The sequence below is a fragment of the Microbacterium meiriae genome (assembly GCF_032364335.1).
In the GTDB taxonomy this organism is placed as follows: domain Bacteria; phylum Actinomycetota; class Actinomycetes; order Actinomycetales; family Microbacteriaceae; genus Microbacterium; species Microbacterium meiriae.
The window spans coordinates 2,449,261-2,466,170 of record NZ_CP133984.1 but is presented as its reverse complement, the minus strand read 5'-3'; the positions used below and the strand labels follow the sequence as shown (position 1 = coordinate 2,466,170).

Here is a 16,910-nt window from a genome sequence, read left to right as displayed (position 1 = left end):
CCCCTCTTCCGCGATGTCCGACCCCGGGTCTACCGTGTGCTCATGGTCGACCACGTCGAATCCGCACAGCCCACCGTCCACCGTCCCTCCACCGTCTCCGAGGTCGCCGCGCTCGTCCGCGCCGCCGCGCAGGAGGCGGTCCCCCTGACCGTCGTCTCCGGCGGCCACGGGCCCTGGTCCCATGCCCCCGCTCCCGGTCTGCGCCTCGAACTCGGGGCGCTCTCCTCGATCGAGGTCGACGGCACCGCCGTGCGCATCGGCGGCGGTGCCGTGTGGGGCGACGTCGCGAAGACTCTCGCCGGCCACGGCCTCGCCCTGAGCTCCGGCGACACGGCCAGCGTCGGCGTCGGCGGTCTCACCCTCGGCGGCGGCATCGGCTGGATCGTGCGCGCCTGGGGTCTCGCCGTCGATCAGCTCGTCGGCGCCCAGGTCGTCACCGCGAGCGGAGACGTGGTGGAGGTCTCGGCCACGCAGCATCCCGACCTGTTCTGGGCGCTGCGCGGCGGTGGCGGCAACTTCGGCATCGTCACCCGTTTCGACTTCGAAGCGCATCGCCTGCCGGGGATCGCGCTGGCCGAGTCCGTCGTCGAGGGCGACGCGACGGCCGTGCTCCGGGCCGCGCGCGAACTCCTCCGCGACGCCCCGCGCGAGCTGACCGTCACGTACATGGACGTGCCGCCCATGGACCCGAGCGCTCCGGCCGGTGCCCGGCTGACCGCCGTGTGGGCCGGGCCCGACCCGGAGGCGCTGCGCGTGGAGCTCGCGCCGATCACCGCCCTCGACGGTGTCACGACGGAGATCACCGAACCCGCCTATCGGGACATCCTGATGGAGATGCCGCAGCCCGAGGGCGGCGAGGCTCCCGCCCCTCCCGGGTTCCTCGGCGGGAACGGGCTCGTCGCCGACCTCGACGATGAGACGATCGATCGGCTGGTGGCCTATCGGCGGGAGTACCCCGCCTCGGTCGTCTTCCTCCGGTCCCTCGGCGGGGCGTTCGGCGACGTTCCGCAAGAGGAGACGGCCTTCCCGGCGCGCACGGCGACCTGGTTCGTCATGGCCGGTGCCTTCGATGTCCCGGGGATGCTCGACGAGGAGGGGCGGGCGAAGGCCGCCGCGGACGCGCAGCGGATCGTCGGGGGCCGCCTCGCCGAGTACAGCAACTTCGTCGACCGGGAGCGACCGGACGCGGTGTCCGGGATGTACGACGGCGACGGCTACGCGCGTCTGCGGGCGGTGAAGGCGCAGTGGGACCCGCAGAACCTGTTCCGCCGCAACCACAACATCCTCGTGTGACGCACGAAGGGCCGAGCACCCTACGGTGCCCGGCCCTTCGCAGACCCGAGGTCAGTGCGTGTCTTCGGCCTCGATCTCGGAGCGGTCGCCCGACCACAGCGTGTGGAAGGTGCCCTCCTTGTCGATGCGCTTGTAGGTGTGCGCGCCGAAGAAGTCGCGCTGGCCCTGCACGAGAGCAGCCGGGAGGCGGTCGGCGCGGATGCCGTCGTAGTACGACAGCGACGACGAGAACGCCGGAGCCGGGATGCCGGACTGCGCCGCCGTGACCACCACACGACGCCATGCCGCCTGGCCGCGGGTGAGCGCCTCGGCGAAGTACGGAGCCGTCATCAGCACGGGCAGGTCGGGGGTCTCCGCGTAGGCGTCGGCGATCCGGTTCAGGAACTGCGCACGGATGATGCAGCCGCCGCGCCAGATCTTCGAGATCGCACCGAGGTCGATGTTCCAGCCGTACTCGGCGGCGCCGGCACGGATCTCGTCGAAGCCCTGCGAGTACGCGACGATCTTGGAGGCATAGAGCGCCAGGCGGACGTCCTCGACGAAAGCGTCGACCTCGTCGGCCGGGACCGTGAACTCCTCGTCCGGACCGGGAAGCGCCGCGGCGACCGCGCGCTGCTCGGGGTGGGAGGAGAGGGACCGGGCGAACGTCGCCTCGGCGATGCCCGAGACCGGGACGCCGAGCGAGAGCGCGGTCTGCACCGTCCAGGCGCCGGTGCCCTTCGCGCCGGCCTGGTCCAGGATGACGTCGACCAGCGGCTTGCCGGTGGACGCATCGACCTGGCGCAGCACCTCGGCCGTGATCTCGATGAGGTACGACTCCAGCTCTCCGCGGTTCCACTCGGCGAAGATCTCGGCGATCTCTGCGGGGGTCTTGCCGGTGCCGCGACGGATGAGGTCGTAGGCCTCGGCGATGAGCTGCATGTCCGCGTACTCGATGCCGTTGTGCACCATCTTGACGAAGTGGCCGGCGCCGTCGTGGCCGACGTGCGTCACGCAGGGCTCGCCCTCGGCGACTGCGGCGATGGACTTCAGGATCGGCCCGAGCGTGATCCAGGACTCGTCCGAGCCGCCCGGCATGATCGAGGGGCCGGTGAGGGCGCCCTCCTCGCCGCCGGAGATACCCGCGCCGACGAAGTTGATGCCGGTCTCGCGGACCGCTTTCTCGCGGCGGATGGTGTCGGGGAAGTAGGCGTTGCCGCCGTCGACGATGATGTCGCCCGGCTCGAAGACCTCCACGAGGGAGTCGATCACGGCGTCGGTCGGCGCTCCGGCCTTGACCATGATGATCGCGGTGCGCGGCTTCTGCAGCGAGTCGGCGAACTCCTGGTACGTCTTCGCGGGGATGAAGCCCGCCTCGGGATGCTCGTCGAGGAGGGTCTGGGTCTTCTCGTAGCTGCGGTTGAAGATCGCCACGGTGTTGCCCTCGCGGCTCGCGAGGTTACGGGCGAGGTTCGACCCCATGACGGCGAGTCCGACGACTCCGATGTTCGCTGATGCTTCGGGCACGGAAGGCTCCTCGATCGTGAAGAAGGGTTGTCTTCAGCGTATCGCTGTGCGACGGATCGAGGCGCACCCGATGACGCATCACCGTCATCGTCCGCGACGTCGGGCGGCCCGGAGGCTCCGGACCTCTACGCTGAAGGGAGCACAGGAGCTGGAGGGAGTCGGTCGTGACGGAGTCCGAGAAGAAGGTCCGCGCCGTCGTCGCGGTGCCGTTGACGGAGGAGCTGTGCGGGCTCATCGAGGAGCTCGAGCCGCGGCTCGAGGTCATCCACGACGCGGCACTGGTGCCTCCCATGCGCGGTCCGGCCGACTGGTCGGGCGACCCTGACTTCACCCGCACGCCGGAGCAGCAGCGCGCGTTCGAGGCCCTCGTCGACTCCGCCGACGTGCTCTTCGGCATCCCCGACGTCGACCCCGACGCACTGGCGCGGACGGTCTCTGCGAACCCGCGGCTGCGGTGGGTCATGACCACGGCGGCGGGCGGCGGCAGCACGGTCAAGGCCGCGGAACTCGACCGCGCCGATCTCGACCGCATCGTCTTCACCACCAGCGCCGGCGTCCACGGCGGCACGCTCGCCGAGTTCGCCCTCTTCGCGGTGCTCGCCGGGGCGAAGGACCTTCCGCGCCTGCGGACCGATCAGGATCAGCGCATCTGGCCCGAGCGGTGGGAGATGCGCCAGGTCGACGAGATGACCGTGCTCGTGGTGGGACTCGGCGGCATCGGCGCGGAGTGCGCCCGCCGTTTCCACGCTCTCGGCGCCCGCGTGTGGGGGACCACTCGCTCCGGTCGTCCGGTCGAGGGCGTCGATCGCCTCATCGCGCTGGACGACCTCGTGGACGCGGTGGGGGAGGTCGACGCGATCGTCGTCACGCTTCCGGGCACGGAGCAGACCAGACACCTCATCGGCGAGGAGGTTCTGCGGGCAGTGAAGTCCGGGGTCATCCTCACCAACGTCGGGCGCGGGAGCGTGGTCGATGAGGCGGCGCTGCTCTCCGCCCTCGACGACGGCCGCGTCGGCTTCGCCGGGCTGGATGTCTTCGAGCAGGAGCCGCTGCCCGCCGAGTCCCCGCTGTGGGCGCACCCGCGCGTACTCGTCAGCCCGCACACCGCGGCGCTCAGCTCGAAGGAGGAGGAGCGCATCGCGCGGCGGTTCGCCGAGAACGCCACCCGCCTGCTCGACGGTCGGGAGCTGCGCGCAGTGGTCGACACGGTCGAGTTCTACTGAATCGGGATGCAGCAGGTATGAGCGTGCGCATCGTCGTGATGGGGCCGAGCGGATCCGGGAAATCGACGGTCGGTGCGGCGCTGGCGGAGAGCCTCGAGGCGCGCTTCGTGGACGGTGACGATCTGCATCCGCTGACCAACGTCGAGAAGATGGCAGCGGGGATCGCCCTCGATGACGAGGACCGGATGCCCTGGCTGCGGGTGGTCGGACGGACGCTCGCCGCCGAGACGCACATCGTCGTCGCCTGTTCCGCGCTGCGGCGGCGCTACCGGGATGCCATCAGGGCGGAGGCGCCGGACGCCTTCTTCGTCGAGCTCGGCGTGGCACGGGAGACGCTCGCCCGGCGACTGGGTGGACGGCCCGACCACTTCATGCCGGCCTCGCTGCTCGATTCCCAGCTCGACGCGTGGGAACCGCTGACGGGTGACGAGCCCGGCGTCCGGGTCGATGCCGCGCTCCCGCTGGTGCAGGAGGTGGCGGCGATCCGGAAGGCGCTCGCCGCGGAGACGGGAACGCCGGGGGAGCCTCAGTCCTTGCGGTAGCCCGAGCGGCCGAGGGAGAAGAGAGCCGCACCCGTGGCGACGGCCGCGCACACCGACATGGCGCCGATCAGCCAGAGGAGGACGTGGGAGAGGAAGGCGCCGTCGAGCATGGGGGTACTCCGAATTTCTGCAGTGGGGACCGGTGTCCTCAGCCTATCGGGTCATCCGGTACCATGGAGGCGTACCTCGGCGAGGGACGCTTCTGCGCGTGCGCGGGCGTCCGTGATCGACGCGGCGAAGCAAGCCCGGTGGCTTTCCTCACGCGTCCGCGTTCGAGTCCACAATTCCAAGACCACCGCGCGGCGCCTTCGCTGCGTGCCCCGAAGGAGAACCTCATGTCTGAAGACACCACGGTCCACGCCGAGCTGCGCAGCAGCTTCGGCAAGGGCTTCGCCCGTCGTCTGCGCGCCGCCGGCAAGATCCCCGCGGTCATCTACGGCCACGGCACCGAGCCCGTGCACGTCGCGCTGCCCGGCCACCAGGTCTCCCTGATCATCCGCCGCGCCAACGCGCTGCTCGAGCTCGACATCGAGGGCACCTCGCAGCTCGCACTCGTCAAGGACGTGCAGAAGGACCCGGTGCACCAGATCATCGAGCACATCGACCTCCTGGTCGTGAAGAAGGGCGAGAAGGTCGCCATCGACGTGCCCGTCGTCGTCACCGGTGAGTCGGCCCCCGGCACCATCGTCAACCTCGACGCCACGACCATCCAGGTCGAGGCCGAGGCCACGCACATCCCCGAGAACATCGAGGTCTCGGTCGAGGGACTCGAGGAGGGCGCGCACATCACCGCCGCCGACGTCACCCTCCCGAAGGGCTCGACGCTCCTCACCGACGGCGAGGTCCTCGTGGTCGCCATCTCCGTCCCGGCCGCTCCGGACGAGGACGAGGAGACCGAGGGCGAGTCCGCCGAGGCGTCCGAGGAGGCCGCCGCGGAGTGATCTCCGCCTGCTTCATCACGGAGGGGACGCGATCGGATCGCGTCCCCTCCGTCGTATCCTGACCGGGGTGAAGGCTCCGGCGAGAGAGGACGAGGAATGGCAGCGACCTGGCTCGTGGTCGGTCTCGGCAACCCGGGACCCCGCTATGAGGCGACCCGCCACAACATCGGCCAAATGGTCGTCGACGAGCTCGCGGCGCGGCGCGGAGAGAGCTTCCGGGAGCACAAGGGCGGCGCGCGCGTCGTCGAGACCTGGCTCCGGCCCGGCGCCGACAAGCTCGTGCTCGCCAAGCCGAACACGTTCATGAACGTCTCGGGAACCCCGGTCGCAGCGCTCGCCCGGTTCTACTCCGTCCCTCTCGACCACGTGGTCGTCGTGCACGATGAGCTCGACATCCCGTTCGACACGGTCAAGCTCAAGACCGGTGGAGGGCACGGCGGTCACAACGGCGTGCGTGACATCGCGCGGGCCCTCACGAGCCCGGACTTCCCGCGGGTGCGGGTCGGCATCGGCCGACCGGCGGGGCGCCAGGATCCTGCCGACTGGGTGCTCTCCCCGTTCGGCAAGGACGAGCGTGCGAACCTTCCCCTGCTCGTGGGTGACGCCGCGGACGCCGTCGAGCTCCTCGTCGGGGAAGGCCTGCTCGCCGCGCAGCAGAAGCATCACGCACCGCGCTGACCGGCGCCCCGCGGGGTCAGGTGGTGAAGGTGGCGTATCCCGCGGCGCCGCCGACGGCGAAGGCCGTGAACACGGCGACGAAGAAGATGATTGCGCCGAGGACGGCGACGATCAGCGCGGCGATGCCCGCTCCACGTCCCTGCCGCCGGCGGATCGCGATGATGCCCAGCACGATCGCGGCGATGCCGAGAACCGTGCCGGCCCAGAACGACAGCTCCGTCCACAGCACCTGATCACGCGCGGGGGACAGGAACCCGAGATCTCCCGAGGAGCCGCTGATGCCCTGCGGGATGCGGCGGCCCACCTCGAACGCGCTGACGCCGCCGATGATCGGCATGACGACGGCCGCGAGGATCGAGAGGCCGAGGGCGAGCAGGCCGAGGAACCCCGAGGGCTTCGGCGCGGCATCCGGCGCGGTGTACGTGCCGGACGGTGCTGCGTAGCCGCCCACGGGCACCTGATACGCCCCCGGAGGCGCAGCCGGGGGTGCCGGCTGGCCGTATCCGCCGGCGGGCGGGTACGGTGCCGGAGCCCTCGGCGGTACGGACGCGTACGCGGGCGGCGGGATCGCACCGGAGACCGAGTCCTGCGGGACCGAGGCCGCCGGAGGGGCGGGCGGAACGGCGCCGGACGGAGGGGGCAGCTGCGGATCGGTCACGATGTCATCCTAGGGTGGCGCGCGGCTCAGACCCGGCGCAGCAGTCCGACGCGGTCGTACACGTCGGACAGCGTCCGATCGGCGACGGCATCGGCGCGGGCGGCGTTCTCGGCGAGGATCCGGTCGAGCTCGGCCGGATCGTCGAGGAGTTCGAGCGCACGGTCGCGCACCGGAGCGAACTCCTCCACGACGACCTCGGCGAGGCCCTTCTTGAAGTCGCCGTACCCGCGACCCGCGTACTCGTCCTCGATCGCGGGGATCTGGCGTCCGGTCAGCGCGGCGTAGATGGTCAGGAGGTTCGAGACGCCCGGCTTGGCCTCGCGATCGAACCGCACGGTGCCCTCGTTGTCGGTCACCGCGCGCATGATCTTCTTCGCCGACTTCGCCGGGTCGTCCAGCATCCACAGCACGCCGGCATCGCTCTCGGCCGACTTCGACATCTTGGCCGTCGGATTCTGCAGGTCGTAGATGCGCGCCGTCTCCTTCTGGATGACCGGGACCGGCACCGTGAAGGTCTCGCCGAACCGCGAGTTGAAGCGCTCCGCGAGGTCGCGGGTGAGCTCGACGTGCTGCTTCTGGTCGTCGCCGACCGGCACGACGTCCGTCTGGTAGAGCAGGATGTCGGCGGCCATGAGCACCGGGTAGGTGAAGAGGCCGACGCTGGTCGCATCGGCGCCGTAGCGGGCCGACTTGTCCTTGAACTGGGTCATCCGTCCGGCCTCGCCGAAGCCGGTGATCGTGCTGAGGATCCAGGCGAGCTCGGCGTGCGCACGCACGTGCGACTGCACGTACAGCGTCGACTGCGAGGGCTCGATGCCCGCCGCGATGTACTGCGCGGCGGTACGGCGGGTCTTCTCGCGGAGCTCGGCCGGGTTCTGGGCGACCGTGAGGGCGTGCAGGTCGACGACGGAGAAGAACGCGTCGTACGAGGTCTGGAGCTCCCGCCACTGCAGGAGCGCGCCGATGTAGTTGCCGATCTGGAGGGAGTCGGCGGAGGGCTGCATTCCGGAGTAGAGACGAGGCTTGTTCACCCGTCAATCCTATGCGTCCGCGCCGCGGACCCCTGCGCCCGCCGATCCCTTACGCTGACGTCATGACGAGCGGTGCGCCCCCGACGCGCGGACAGGTGTTCCTCGACGCGTTGGGCGCGGACGCCGAGCGTCTGCATCCGGAGATCCTCGCGCAATATCGCGCTCCCGTCGCGGCGGGGCACGCGGAGGGGGTGTTCGCCGTCGCGGGGAGCCGCTTCGGTCGCGCGGCCGCTCTCGCGCGACCGATCGTCGGGCCGGGTCTGCTGGTGCCGACATCGGGACGAGATGTCCCTTTCGTGCTCCGCACGGCCTCGGGGCGCACAGAGACCGGCCGCGCGACGCTCGACTCCATCCGCGAGTTCCGTTTCCCCGGACGGACCGCGCGGATCGTCGACCGGCTCACGGTGAGCGTCCGACCGGGACTGGTCCGGAACCTGCTCGGTGCCCGAGGCCGCGTCGAACTCATCGAGGAGTGCAGTGTGACGGCGGAGGGCTTCCTGCGGATGCGCACCGTCCGAGTCGCGCTGCGGCTGTTCGGTCGGCGGTTCGCGCTGCCCGGTCCGCTCGGAGCGCGCGTGGACCTGGTCGACGGCTGGGACGCGGAGCACCGCCGGCGCACGATCGATATGCGTGCCGTGAACCCGCTGCTCGGCACCGTCCTGGAGTACCGCGGATGGTATCGGGAGTCGGAGCCGTCACCCTCCGAGCAGCCCGACCCGGGTCAGTAGGTGTAGTCGACGACGACCGGCGCGTGGTCGCTCCAGCGCTGGTCGTACGCGGCCGCACGCGCCACGTGGTACGCCTGGACGCGCTCGGCGAGAGCGGGCGTGGCCAGGTGGTAGTCGATGCGCCATCCCGAGTCGTTGTCGAAGGCCTTCCCGCGCATGGACCACCATGTGTACGGCCCGTCCACCTCGCCGTGGAAGCGGCGGCCGACGTCCACCCAGCCCAGGCCGGTGCCGACCGAGCCGTCGACGCCGGTGACCGGGGTCCCGGCCTCACCGAGGAAGCGATCGAAGTAGGCGCGCTCACGCGGCAGGAAGCCGGCCTTGGTGCGGTTGCCGCGCCAGTTCTTGATGTCGAGCTCGCGGTGCCCCACGTTGAGGTCGCCGGTGACGAGGGCGAGGGCGCCGTCGGTGTTCAGGCTCGCCAGTCGCGCTTCGAACGCGTCGAGGAACTTCCACTTCTCGTCCTGCTTCGGGGTGTCGGCCTCGCCGGAGTGCACGTAGGCGCTGACGACGGTGAGCGGACGGTCGCCGATCAGGAAGTCGGCCTCGATCCAGCGCCCCTTGGAGTCGAAGTCCTCCGGGCCGAAGTCCGCCCGGGAGGCGAGCGCGGGGAGGCGGCTGGCGATCGCGACGCCTGCGCGCCCCTTGGCCGTGGCCTCGTCGTGAACGAAGGTCCAGCCGGGGAGGGCGGCCTCGATGTGCTCGTCCTGCCCGCGCACCTCCTGAAGGGTGAGGATGTCGATGTCCGCGGCGTCCAGCCACGTGCTCATCCCGTTGCGGGCGGCCGCCCGGATCCCGTTGACATTGACCGAGGCGATACGCAGGTGAGGCATTCCTCCAGCCTAACGAGCACCGCCGACATCGCGGTTCTGACGGTGATCGAGCTCGGAGAGCAGGCGCTGCGCGAGAGGGGAGGTCGGGGGTGCGGGCGGGGGAGCAGAGGCTTCCAGTCGCGCGACCTCGTCCTCCGCCTCGCGGACGGCGTGCCCGGCCGCCCAGCTCCGATACCACGGGGCCTCGTCTTGCGCGGCTCGGGCGTCGCGCAAGCGGATCCGTGCCGCCGCGAGCAGGGTGGCGTGCTCCGCCACCCGCCGCTCGGCCTCCGTCGGCAGCAGGAGCGGGAGGTCGCGGTCCTGGGCGGCGACGGCGATCCAGGAGGCGGCGACGAGCATGACCACCCCGTTCACCCGGAACCACAGCAGCAGCCCGACGAAGATCGCGAAGGTCGCCAGCAGGGGGTTCGACGGCGTGTAGCTCAGGAGGAACCCGACCCCGAACTGCAGCACCGTCATGGCCGCGCCGCCGAGGAGGGCGCCCGGCCAGATGGTGCTCCAGTGCAGCGAGGTGCCGGTGAGGAAGCGCACCATCGCCGCCAGCGCCCCCGTCAGCAGGACGAACGACACGAGCACCGTGCCGATCCGGATGCCGAGGTTGAGTCCGTCCGATCCCGCGTCCCAGCCGAGGAGCGAGAGCACCCAGCTCAGGACGGCGGCGCTGGCCGAGCTGAGGGCGGAGCCGAGGATGAGCGAGACACCGAAGATGAGCGCGGCGAGGAGGTCGCGCGCTTTGAGGAGGAGGTAACTGCGGCGGTCGGGCTCGAGGCCGAAGATGTCCCGCACGGCTCGCCGGGAGAAGGTCACCCAGCCGATCGCCGTCCAGATGACCGTGCCGAGCGCGATGAGGCCGGTGATTCCGAGGAACCCGGTGGTGTTCGACGCGATCTCCTGCACCTGCGCGGGCGTGAAGACGCCGCCCTCGTCGAGGATGAGGTTCGGGATGTAGTTGTTGATGATGTCGATGAGCCCGTTCACGGCCTCCTCGCTGCCGCCGAGCCAGAGCCCTGTGATGGCGAACGCGAGGTACACCGCGGCGAAGATGGCGAACAGCGCCTGGTAGCTCACCCCGGCGGCGAGCAGGAAGCCGTTGTGCTGCAGGAAGTGGCGCCACACCCGCACCGGGAAGAGACCGAGGGTCCGCCGCGTCAGCGCGGTCGCGCGCTCGACCGCGGCATCGAGGCGACCATCGGTCGCCGAACCGGGCTCGGACACGCCCCCACCCTACCCAAGACCGATCACGCCCTTCCGCGAGAACAGGCACAGACGCGAGAACAGGCGGCCCCGTCCGGGACCGCCTGTTCTCGCGTGAATGCCTGCGTCGGCGCGTCAGGGACGGCCGCGGAGGACCGCCTGCTTGACCTCGGCGATGGCCTTGGTGACCTCGATGCCGCGGGGGCACGCCTCGGAGCAGTTGAAGGTCGTGCGGCAGCGCCAGACGCCTTCCTTGTCGTTGAGGATGTCGAGGCGGACCGCTGCGTTGTCGTCACGCGAGTCGAAGATGAAGCGGTGCGCGTTGACGATGGCCGCCGGGCCGAAGTACTGTCCGTCGGTCCAGAACACCGGGCACGACGAGGTGCACGCGGCGCAGAGGATGCACTTGGTGGTGTCGTCGAAGATCTCGCGGTCGGCGATGGACTGCGTGCGCTCCTTGCCCTTCTCCGGCACGGAGTTCGCGACGAGGAACGGCTGCACTTCGCGGTACGACGCGAAGAACGGCTCCATGTCGACGACGAGGTCCTTCTCCAGCGGCAGGCCCTTGATGGCCTCGACGTAGATCGGCTTCGAGATGTCGAGGTCCTTGATCAGCGTCTTGCACGCCAGGCGGTTGCGGCCGTTGATGCGCATGGCGTCGGAGCCGCAGATGCCGTGGGCGCAGGAGCGCCGGAAGGTGAGCGAGCCGTCGACCTCCCACTTGATCTTGTGCAGGGCGTCGAGGACGCGGTCGGTGGAGTAGAGCTCCACGTCGTAGTCGACCCAGTGCGGCTCGGCGTCGATCTCCGGGTCGAACCGACGGATGTTGAAGGTGACGATGAAGGACTGGATCCCGGTCTCTTCCGTCGTATCTGCCGGGGCCTCGGCGAGGGCGTTGGACATGCTCAGTACTTCCTCTCCATCGGCGGGTAGTTGAACTCGCCCTTGTCGTTCTTGGTGAAGACGACGGGCTTCCAGTCGAGCTTGATGTGGTCGCTCGGGTCGGAGGAGTGCGGGTCGCCCGTGAGATACGCCATGGTGTGCTTCATGTAGTTCTCGTCGTCGCGCTTCGGGAAGTCGTCGCGCATGTGGCCGCCGCGGCTCTCCTCGCGGTTCTGTGCGGCGTAGACGACGACCTCGGCGATGTCGAGCAGGAAGCCCAGCTCGACCGCCTCGAGCAGGTCGGTGTTGAACCGGTGGCCCTTGTCGTCGACGTGCACGTTCTTATAGCGCTCACGGAGCTCGGCGATCACGCCGAGGACGTGCTGGAGGGATTCGTGCGTGCGGAACACCTGCGCGCCCTTGTCCATCTCGTCCTGCAGCGTCTTGCGCAGTACGGCGATCCGCTCGGTGCCCTGGTTGTTGCGCAGGCCCTCGAGCATGTCGGAGACGAACGCCGCGGGGTTCTCCGGAAGCGGGACGAAGTCCGCCGTCTTGACGTACTCCACCGCGTTGCGACCCGACCGCTTGCCGAACACGTTGATGTCGAGCAGCGAGTTCGTGCCGAGACGGTTGGCGCCATGCACCGAGACGCAGGCGCACTCACCGGCGGCGTAGAGGCCGGGGACGACGGTGTCGTTGTCCGCGAGCACCTCGCCGTTGTTGTTCGTGGGGATGCCGCCCATGGCGTAGTGCGCGGTCGGCATGACGGGCACCGGCTCGACGACCGGGTCGACGCCCAGGTACGTGCGGGCGAACTCGGTGATGTCCGGGAGCTTGGTCTCGAGCACCTCGGCGCCCAGGTGCGTGCAGTCCAGCAGCACGTAGTCCTTGTGGGGACCGGCGCCGCGGCCCTCGGCGACCTCCTGGACCATGCAGCGCGCGACGATGTCTCGGGGTGCCAGGTCCTTGATGGTGGGGGCGTAGCGCTCCATGAACCGCTCACCGGAGGCGTTGCGGAGGATCGCGCCCTCACCGCGGGCGCCCTCGGTGAGGAGGATGCCGAGGCCGGCGAGACCGGTCGGGTGGAACTGGAAGAACTCGAGGTCCTCGAGGGGGAGGCCCTTGCGCCAGACGATGCCCACGCCGTCGCCGGTGAGCGTGTGCGCGTTGGAGGTCGTCTTGAAGATCTTGCCGAAGCCGCCGGTCGCGAAGATCACGGCCTTGGACTGGAAGACGTGCAGCTCGCCCGTGGCGAGGTCGTACGCGACGACGCCGGCGACCTGCGTCGCCCCCGCCGCGTCCTTCACGGTGATGAGGTCGAGCACGTAGAACTCGTTGAAGAAGTTGATGCCGAGCTTGACGCAGTTCTGGAACAGCGTCTGCAGGATCATGTGGCCGGTGCGGTCGGCGGCGTAGCACGCGCGTCGGACCGGGGTCTTGCCGTGCTCGGCCGTGTGGCCGCCGAAGCGGCGCTGGTCGATCTTGCCCTCAGGGGTGCGGTTGAAGGGGAGGCCCATGTTCTCGAGGTCGATGACCGCGTCGATGGCCTCCTTCGCGAGGATCTCCGCCGCGTCCTGGTCGACGAGGTAGTCGCCGCCCTTCACGGTGTCGAAGGTGTGCCACTCCCAGGAGTCCTCCTCGACGTTCGCGAGGGCCGCCGCCATGCCGCCCTGCGCAGCACCGGTGTGCGACCGCGTCGGGTACAGCTTGGAGATCACGGCCGTCTTCGCGCCGGGGCCGGCCTCGATGGCCGCCCGCATGCCGGCGCCGCCGGCGCCCACGATGACGATGTCGAACTGGTGGTAGTGCACGCCGTCACGGACGACGGAATCCTGCGTCTGGGTAGTCACTTCTCGTTTGCCTCTTCTTCTAGCCCTGCGCCTGGCAGGTCTCCCACAGCGTGCTCGACTCGGTCACACCCAGGCATGGGTCGAACGTGAAGACGACCAGGGTGCCGAGGAGGATGAGCAGGCCCGCGGCCAGGCCGAGGGCCCAGACGAGCGCCTTGCGCGCGGTGGGGTTGGTCACGTAGTCGTTCACGATCGTGCGCATGCCGTTGGCGCCGTGGATGAGGGCGAGCCAGAGCATCAGCACGTCCCACCACTGCCAGAACGGCGTGGCGAACTTGCCGGCGATGAAGGCGAAGTCGAGGGCGTGGATGCCCTCGCCGACCATGAGGTTGACGAAGAGGTGGCCGAAGATCAGCACGACGAGCACGACGCCCGAGACGCGCATGAACACCCAGCCCCACTTCTCGAGGTTGATGCCGCGCTGACGGCGGGCGGGAGCGGCGACGGTCTGCGCGCTCATCAGTGTCCTCCTCCGAAGCCGGCGAACGCGAGCATCAGGTGACGCGGCACGAAGCCGGCCATGATGATGCCCCACACGAGCAGCACGCCCCAGAACAGCTGGCGCTGGTACTTGGCGCCCTTCGACCAGAAGTCGACGGCGATGATGCGCAGGCCGTTCATGGCGTGGAACACGATGCCCGCCACGAGCACGACCTCGCCGATCGCCATGACCGGGTTCTTGTATGTGCCGATGACCGCGTCGTACGCCTCCGGCGACACCCTGATCAGCGCCGTGTCGAGCACGTGCACCAACAGGAAGAAGAAGATGGCGACTCCGGTGATGCGGTGAAGCACCCACGACCACATGCCTTCGCGACCCCGGTAGAGGGTGCCGCGGGGGGTCTTGGACGTGGTTTCCGAAATCGACGGTGTCAAGCGAGCGCTTGTGGACACGGTCGTCCTCCCTGGATCGATGTGTTTCGGTCGCGTGCGCTGCTTCGTCCACATCTGGCCTGGAGGAGGGTCAGGCACGCCCGATCGGAGTCCATCCTATTCCCGTGCGGACGCCGCGGGCGACGAAGGCAACCCTAAGTGCCGCGCGCGGCGTCAGCCGAGCTGCGCGATGCCGTTCCATCCGTTTCCCACCGTCCGCGCGGGGAGGAATCCGCCCCGTCCGGTGCCGCCGTACAGGAGGAGCGCTCCAGAGGCGTTCCTGGCCAGGATGTCCTGCGTGCCGTTCCCGTCGAAGTCCCCGGCTCCGGCCAGGGCCGTGAACGAACCCCACCCCTTCCCGATCTGTCGGCCCGAAGCCCAGGTGCCCTTACCCGTGGTGGCGTACAGCCACAACGTGCCGTCTGCCCGGCGGCCGATGAGGTCGCTGCGGGAGTCGCCGGTGAAATCGCCGGGGCTGAACACCGACGTGAAGTTCTGCCATCCCGAGCCAATGCGGGCGCCGCCTCCGGCGAGCCAGCCGCCGCGTCCGTTTCCCCGGTAGAGGAGGAGCTCACCCGCCGTCGTCCGCGCGATCACGTCGGCGAGGCGATCGCCGTCGAAGTCCATCCCTCCGATCACCTGCGCGAAGCGCGCCCACCCGGAGCCGATCGCGGTGGGCGTGCCGAACCCGCCACGCCCGTTGCCCGCGTAGAGCATCAGCCGACCGTCCGCCTCGACGCGGGCGATGTCGGGAAGGCGGTCCCCGGTGAAGTCACCAAGAGGCGCGAAGGGACGACTGCCCCAGCCGGGGATGACGGTCGTCGCCGCTCCGAATCGTCCGGTTCCGGTGCCGGGGTAGAGACGGAGGTCACCGGAGGTGGTTCGAGCCAGCACATCGGCTGACCGATCGCCGTTGAGGTCGCCGACACCACCGGACAGGGTCTTCACCGGTGAGCCGATGCCGAAGATCTGCACCCAGTACGTGCGGTAGCAGGAGCCGGTGGCGTAGCCGACTCCGAGCCCGGTGTATCGACGGTCGAGGATGTTCGCCTTGTGGCCGGGCGACGCCATCCAGCTCGAGACGACGGCGGCGGCGTCCGGCTGTCCCGCTGCGATGTTCTCACCGCTCGCCGTCCATCCGAAGGCAGCGATACGGGTGCTCCGCCAGGAGGAGGAGCTGTGCTCGAAGGTGCACGACGACGCCAGCTGTCGCGCCCACTCGGCGGCGGCCGCGTCGAGACCGGGGTCTGACACGAGCGCGGGAAGCCCGGCGGCGGTCCGCTGGGCGTTGGTCCGGGCGAACACGTCTCCCGCCGGCCCGCCGGCCGCGGAAGCGGTGGCAGGGGTGAGGACGACGAGGGCCAGGACGCCGGCGAGGGCAGCGACGGCGAGGCGGCGGGCGTAGGCGATCAGGGGTCTGCGGGACCGGCTCATGGCTCGACGATAGCGCCGCCGCTACGCTGGCCTGCATGAGCGAGCCGATCGAAGACTTCTATGCGGTCATCCCCGCCGGTGGCATCGGCAGTCGGCTGTGGCCGCTGTCCCGCGCGGACGCCCCGAAGTTCCTGCACGACCTCACCGGCTCCGGCCATTCGCTGCTGCGCGATACGTGGGACCGGCTGGAGCCGCTCGCCGGACCGGACCGGATCGCGGTGGTCACCGGCCGCGCCCACCGAGCTGCGGTGGAGGCGGAGCTGCCCGGCATCGCCGACCTCAACGTCTTCCTGGAATCCGAGCCCCGCGAGTCCGCGGCGGCGATCGGGCTGGCCGCGGCCGTGCTGCATCGGCGCAACCCGGACGTGATCATCGGCTCGTTCAGCGCGGACCACGTCATCCGGGGCACGCGGGTCTTCGAGTTCGCCGTCCGCGACGCCGTCGAGGTCGCCAGGGAGGGCTACATCTGCACGATCGGCATCGCGCCGACCGAGCCGGCGGTCGGCTTCGGCTACATCAAGAAGGGGCCGGAGCTGGTCGTGGAGCGCGCCAGGGAGGCGGCCCTCGTCGAGAGCTTCGTCGAGAAGCCGGATCTGGAGACGGCCAGGGCCTACCTCGCCGAGCGCACCTACCTGTGGAACGCGGGCATGTTCATCGCGAAGGCGAGCGTCCTGCTGGACGAGCTCGCGGCCAACGAGCCCGCCCTGCACGCCGGTCTTCTCGAACTCGCCGAGGCCTGGGACGACCGGGAGCTCCGTGGGCCCGCCGTCGACCGCATCTGGCCACGGCTGAAGAAGATCGCGATCGACTACGCCGTCGCGGAGCCGGCGGCGCGGCGCGGGCGTCTCGCCGTGGTCCCCGGGCACTTCGACTGGGACGACGTGGGGGACTTCGCGTCGCTGACGAAGCTCATCACGAACGGCCGCAAGAACGACCTCGCCGTCCTCGGGCCCCGCGCCCGGGTGCTGACCGACGCGGCCAGTGGCATCCTCGTCAGCCAGACCACCCGCGTGATCAGCCTGGTGGGGGTGCAGGACATCGTCGTGGTCGACACCCCCGACGCGCTCCTGGTCACGACGGTCGAGAACGCGCAGCGGGTGAAGGGCGTGGTGGAGTCACTCAAACTCAACGGTCAGGGCGACGTGCTCTGATGAGCAGCGCTCCGTGCTCATCGGCAGGGTTGATTTCAGCTTTGTAACCATTGGCCCGGCCGCCCGGGGCCGACGTGCACGAACGTCGAAACA

The 16,910-nt window shown here is 69.9% G+C and carries 18 protein-coding genes; 7 read left to right on the top strand and 11 right to left on the bottom strand.

Going from position 1 to position 16,910, the window contains the following annotated elements; translation table 11 throughout:
• The first annotated feature begins 42 nt into the window (after positions 1-42).
• Positions 43-1,293, top strand: a complete 1,251-nt coding sequence (locus RI211_RS11900) for an FAD-binding oxidoreductase (RefSeq protein ID WP_315637962.1) — start codon at positions 43-45, stop codon at positions 1,291-1,293.
• Positions 1,294-1,344: 51 nt separating this feature from the next.
• On the opposite strand, the gene gndA is transcribed toward RI211_RS11900, so the two are convergent.
• A complete protein-coding gene (gndA, locus tag RI211_RS11895) occupies positions 1,345-2,799 on the bottom strand; it encodes an NADP-dependent phosphogluconate dehydrogenase (RefSeq protein WP_315637963.1) in 1,455 nt (484 codons plus the stop codon).
• Positions 2,800-2,963: 164 nt separating this feature from the next.
• On the opposite strand from gndA, the gene RI211_RS11890 reads away from it, so the two are divergent.
• Both RI211_RS11890 and RI211_RS11885 read left to right on the top strand, forming a co-directional pair.
• A complete protein-coding gene (locus RI211_RS11890) occupies positions 2,964-4,022 on the top strand; it encodes a D-2-hydroxyacid dehydrogenase (protein WP_315637964.1) in 1,059 nt (352 codons plus the stop codon).
• Between the two features lie 17 nt (positions 4,023-4,039).
• Positions 4,040-4,564, top strand: a complete 525-nt coding sequence (locus RI211_RS11885) for a gluconokinase (RefSeq protein WP_268776824.1) — start codon at positions 4,040-4,042, stop codon at positions 4,562-4,564.
• Here the strand turns inward: RI211_RS11885 and RI211_RS11880 are convergent.
• Entirely contained in the window at positions 4,549-4,674 is a 126-nt protein-coding gene (locus RI211_RS11880) for a hypothetical protein (RefSeq protein ID WP_259954603.1), read from the bottom strand. The two genes, RI211_RS11885 and RI211_RS11880, sit on opposite strands and share 16 nt — an antisense overlap.
• A gap of 225 nt (positions 4,675-4,899) precedes the next feature.
• On the opposite strand from RI211_RS11880, the gene RI211_RS11875 reads away from it, so the two are divergent.
• Together RI211_RS11875 and pth are read left to right on the top strand one after the other, a co-directional pair.
• Complete coding sequence (locus RI211_RS11875) at positions 4,900-5,505, top strand: 50S ribosomal protein L25/general stress protein Ctc (protein WP_315637965.1); 606 nt, start codon at positions 4,900-4,902, stop codon at positions 5,503-5,505.
• Between the two features lie 96 nt (positions 5,506-5,601).
• Positions 5,602-6,183, top strand: a complete 582-nt coding sequence (gene pth, locus RI211_RS11870) for an aminoacyl-tRNA hydrolase (protein WP_187661952.1) — start codon at positions 5,602-5,604, stop codon at positions 6,181-6,183.
• Between the two features lie 16 nt (positions 6,184-6,199).
• On the opposite strand, the gene RI211_RS11865 is transcribed toward pth, so the two are convergent.
• Together RI211_RS11865 and trpS are read right to left on the bottom strand one after the other, a co-directional pair.
• On the bottom strand, positions 6,200-6,841 hold the full coding sequence (locus tag RI211_RS11865) for a hypothetical protein (protein WP_315637966.1): 642 nt from the start codon (positions 6,839-6,841) through the stop codon (positions 6,200-6,202).
• 26 nt (positions 6,842-6,867) lie between these two features.
• Positions 6,868-7,872, bottom strand: coding sequence for a tryptophan--tRNA ligase (gene trpS / locus RI211_RS11860; protein WP_082749972.1), 1,005 nt, complete (start codon positions 7,870-7,872; stop codon positions 6,868-6,870).
• Between the two features lie 62 nt (positions 7,873-7,934).
• Between trpS and RI211_RS11855 the strand changes: the two genes are divergently transcribed.
• Complete coding sequence (locus RI211_RS11855; RefSeq protein WP_315637967.1) at positions 7,935-8,600, top strand: DUF4166 domain-containing protein; 666 nt, start codon at positions 7,935-7,937, stop codon at positions 8,598-8,600.
• On the opposite strand, the gene RI211_RS11850 is transcribed toward RI211_RS11855, so the two are convergent.
• The 7 genes from RI211_RS11850 to RI211_RS11820 form a co-directional block, all read right to left on the bottom strand.
• Positions 8,594-9,433 (bottom strand): exodeoxyribonuclease III, encoded by an 840-nt coding sequence (locus RI211_RS11850; RefSeq protein ID WP_259954609.1) that lies wholly within the window; start codon positions 9,431-9,433, stop codon positions 8,594-8,596. The genes RI211_RS11855 and RI211_RS11850 overlap by 7 nt on opposite strands.
• Positions 9,434-9,442: 9 nt before the next feature.
• Positions 9,443-10,648 carry a YhjD/YihY/BrkB family envelope integrity protein gene (locus RI211_RS11845; protein WP_259954610.1) on the bottom strand — a complete coding sequence of 402 codons (1,206 nt, stop codon included), beginning with the start codon at positions 10,646-10,648 and terminating at the stop codon, positions 9,443-9,445.
• Between the two features lie 114 nt (positions 10,649-10,762).
• A complete protein-coding gene (locus tag RI211_RS11840) occupies positions 10,763-11,530 on the bottom strand; it encodes a succinate dehydrogenase iron-sulfur subunit (protein WP_187661947.1) in 768 nt (255 codons plus the stop codon).
• A gap of 2 nt (positions 11,531-11,532) precedes the next feature.
• Positions 11,533-13,359, bottom strand: a complete 1,827-nt coding sequence (gene sdhA, locus RI211_RS11835) for a succinate dehydrogenase flavoprotein subunit (protein WP_259954611.1) — start codon at positions 13,357-13,359, stop codon at positions 11,533-11,535.
• Between the two features lie 19 nt (positions 13,360-13,378).
• Positions 13,379-13,819, bottom strand: coding sequence for a succinate dehydrogenase hydrophobic membrane anchor subunit (locus RI211_RS11830; RefSeq protein ID WP_149085820.1), 441 nt, complete (start codon positions 13,817-13,819; stop codon positions 13,379-13,381).
• Positions 13,819-14,253 (bottom strand): succinate dehydrogenase, cytochrome b556 subunit, encoded by a 435-nt coding sequence (sdhC, locus tag RI211_RS11825; RefSeq protein ID WP_082758508.1) that lies wholly within the window; start codon positions 14,251-14,253, stop codon positions 13,819-13,821. Before sdhC ends, RI211_RS11830 begins: the two co-directional genes overlap by 1 nt.
• A 153-nt stretch (positions 14,254-14,406) precedes the next feature.
• Positions 14,407-15,666, bottom strand: coding sequence for an FG-GAP-like repeat-containing protein (locus RI211_RS11820; protein WP_315637968.1), 1,260 nt, complete (start codon positions 15,664-15,666; stop codon positions 14,407-14,409).
• Positions 15,667-15,701: 35 nt separating this feature from the next.
• On the opposite strand from RI211_RS11820, the gene RI211_RS11815 reads away from it, so the two are divergent.
• Positions 15,702-16,817: a mannose-1-phosphate guanylyltransferase gene (locus RI211_RS11815; RefSeq protein ID WP_071329657.1), complete on the top strand. Its 1,116-nt coding sequence runs from the start codon at positions 15,702-15,704 to the stop codon at positions 16,815-16,817.
• Positions 16,818-16,910 lie beyond the last annotated feature (93 nt).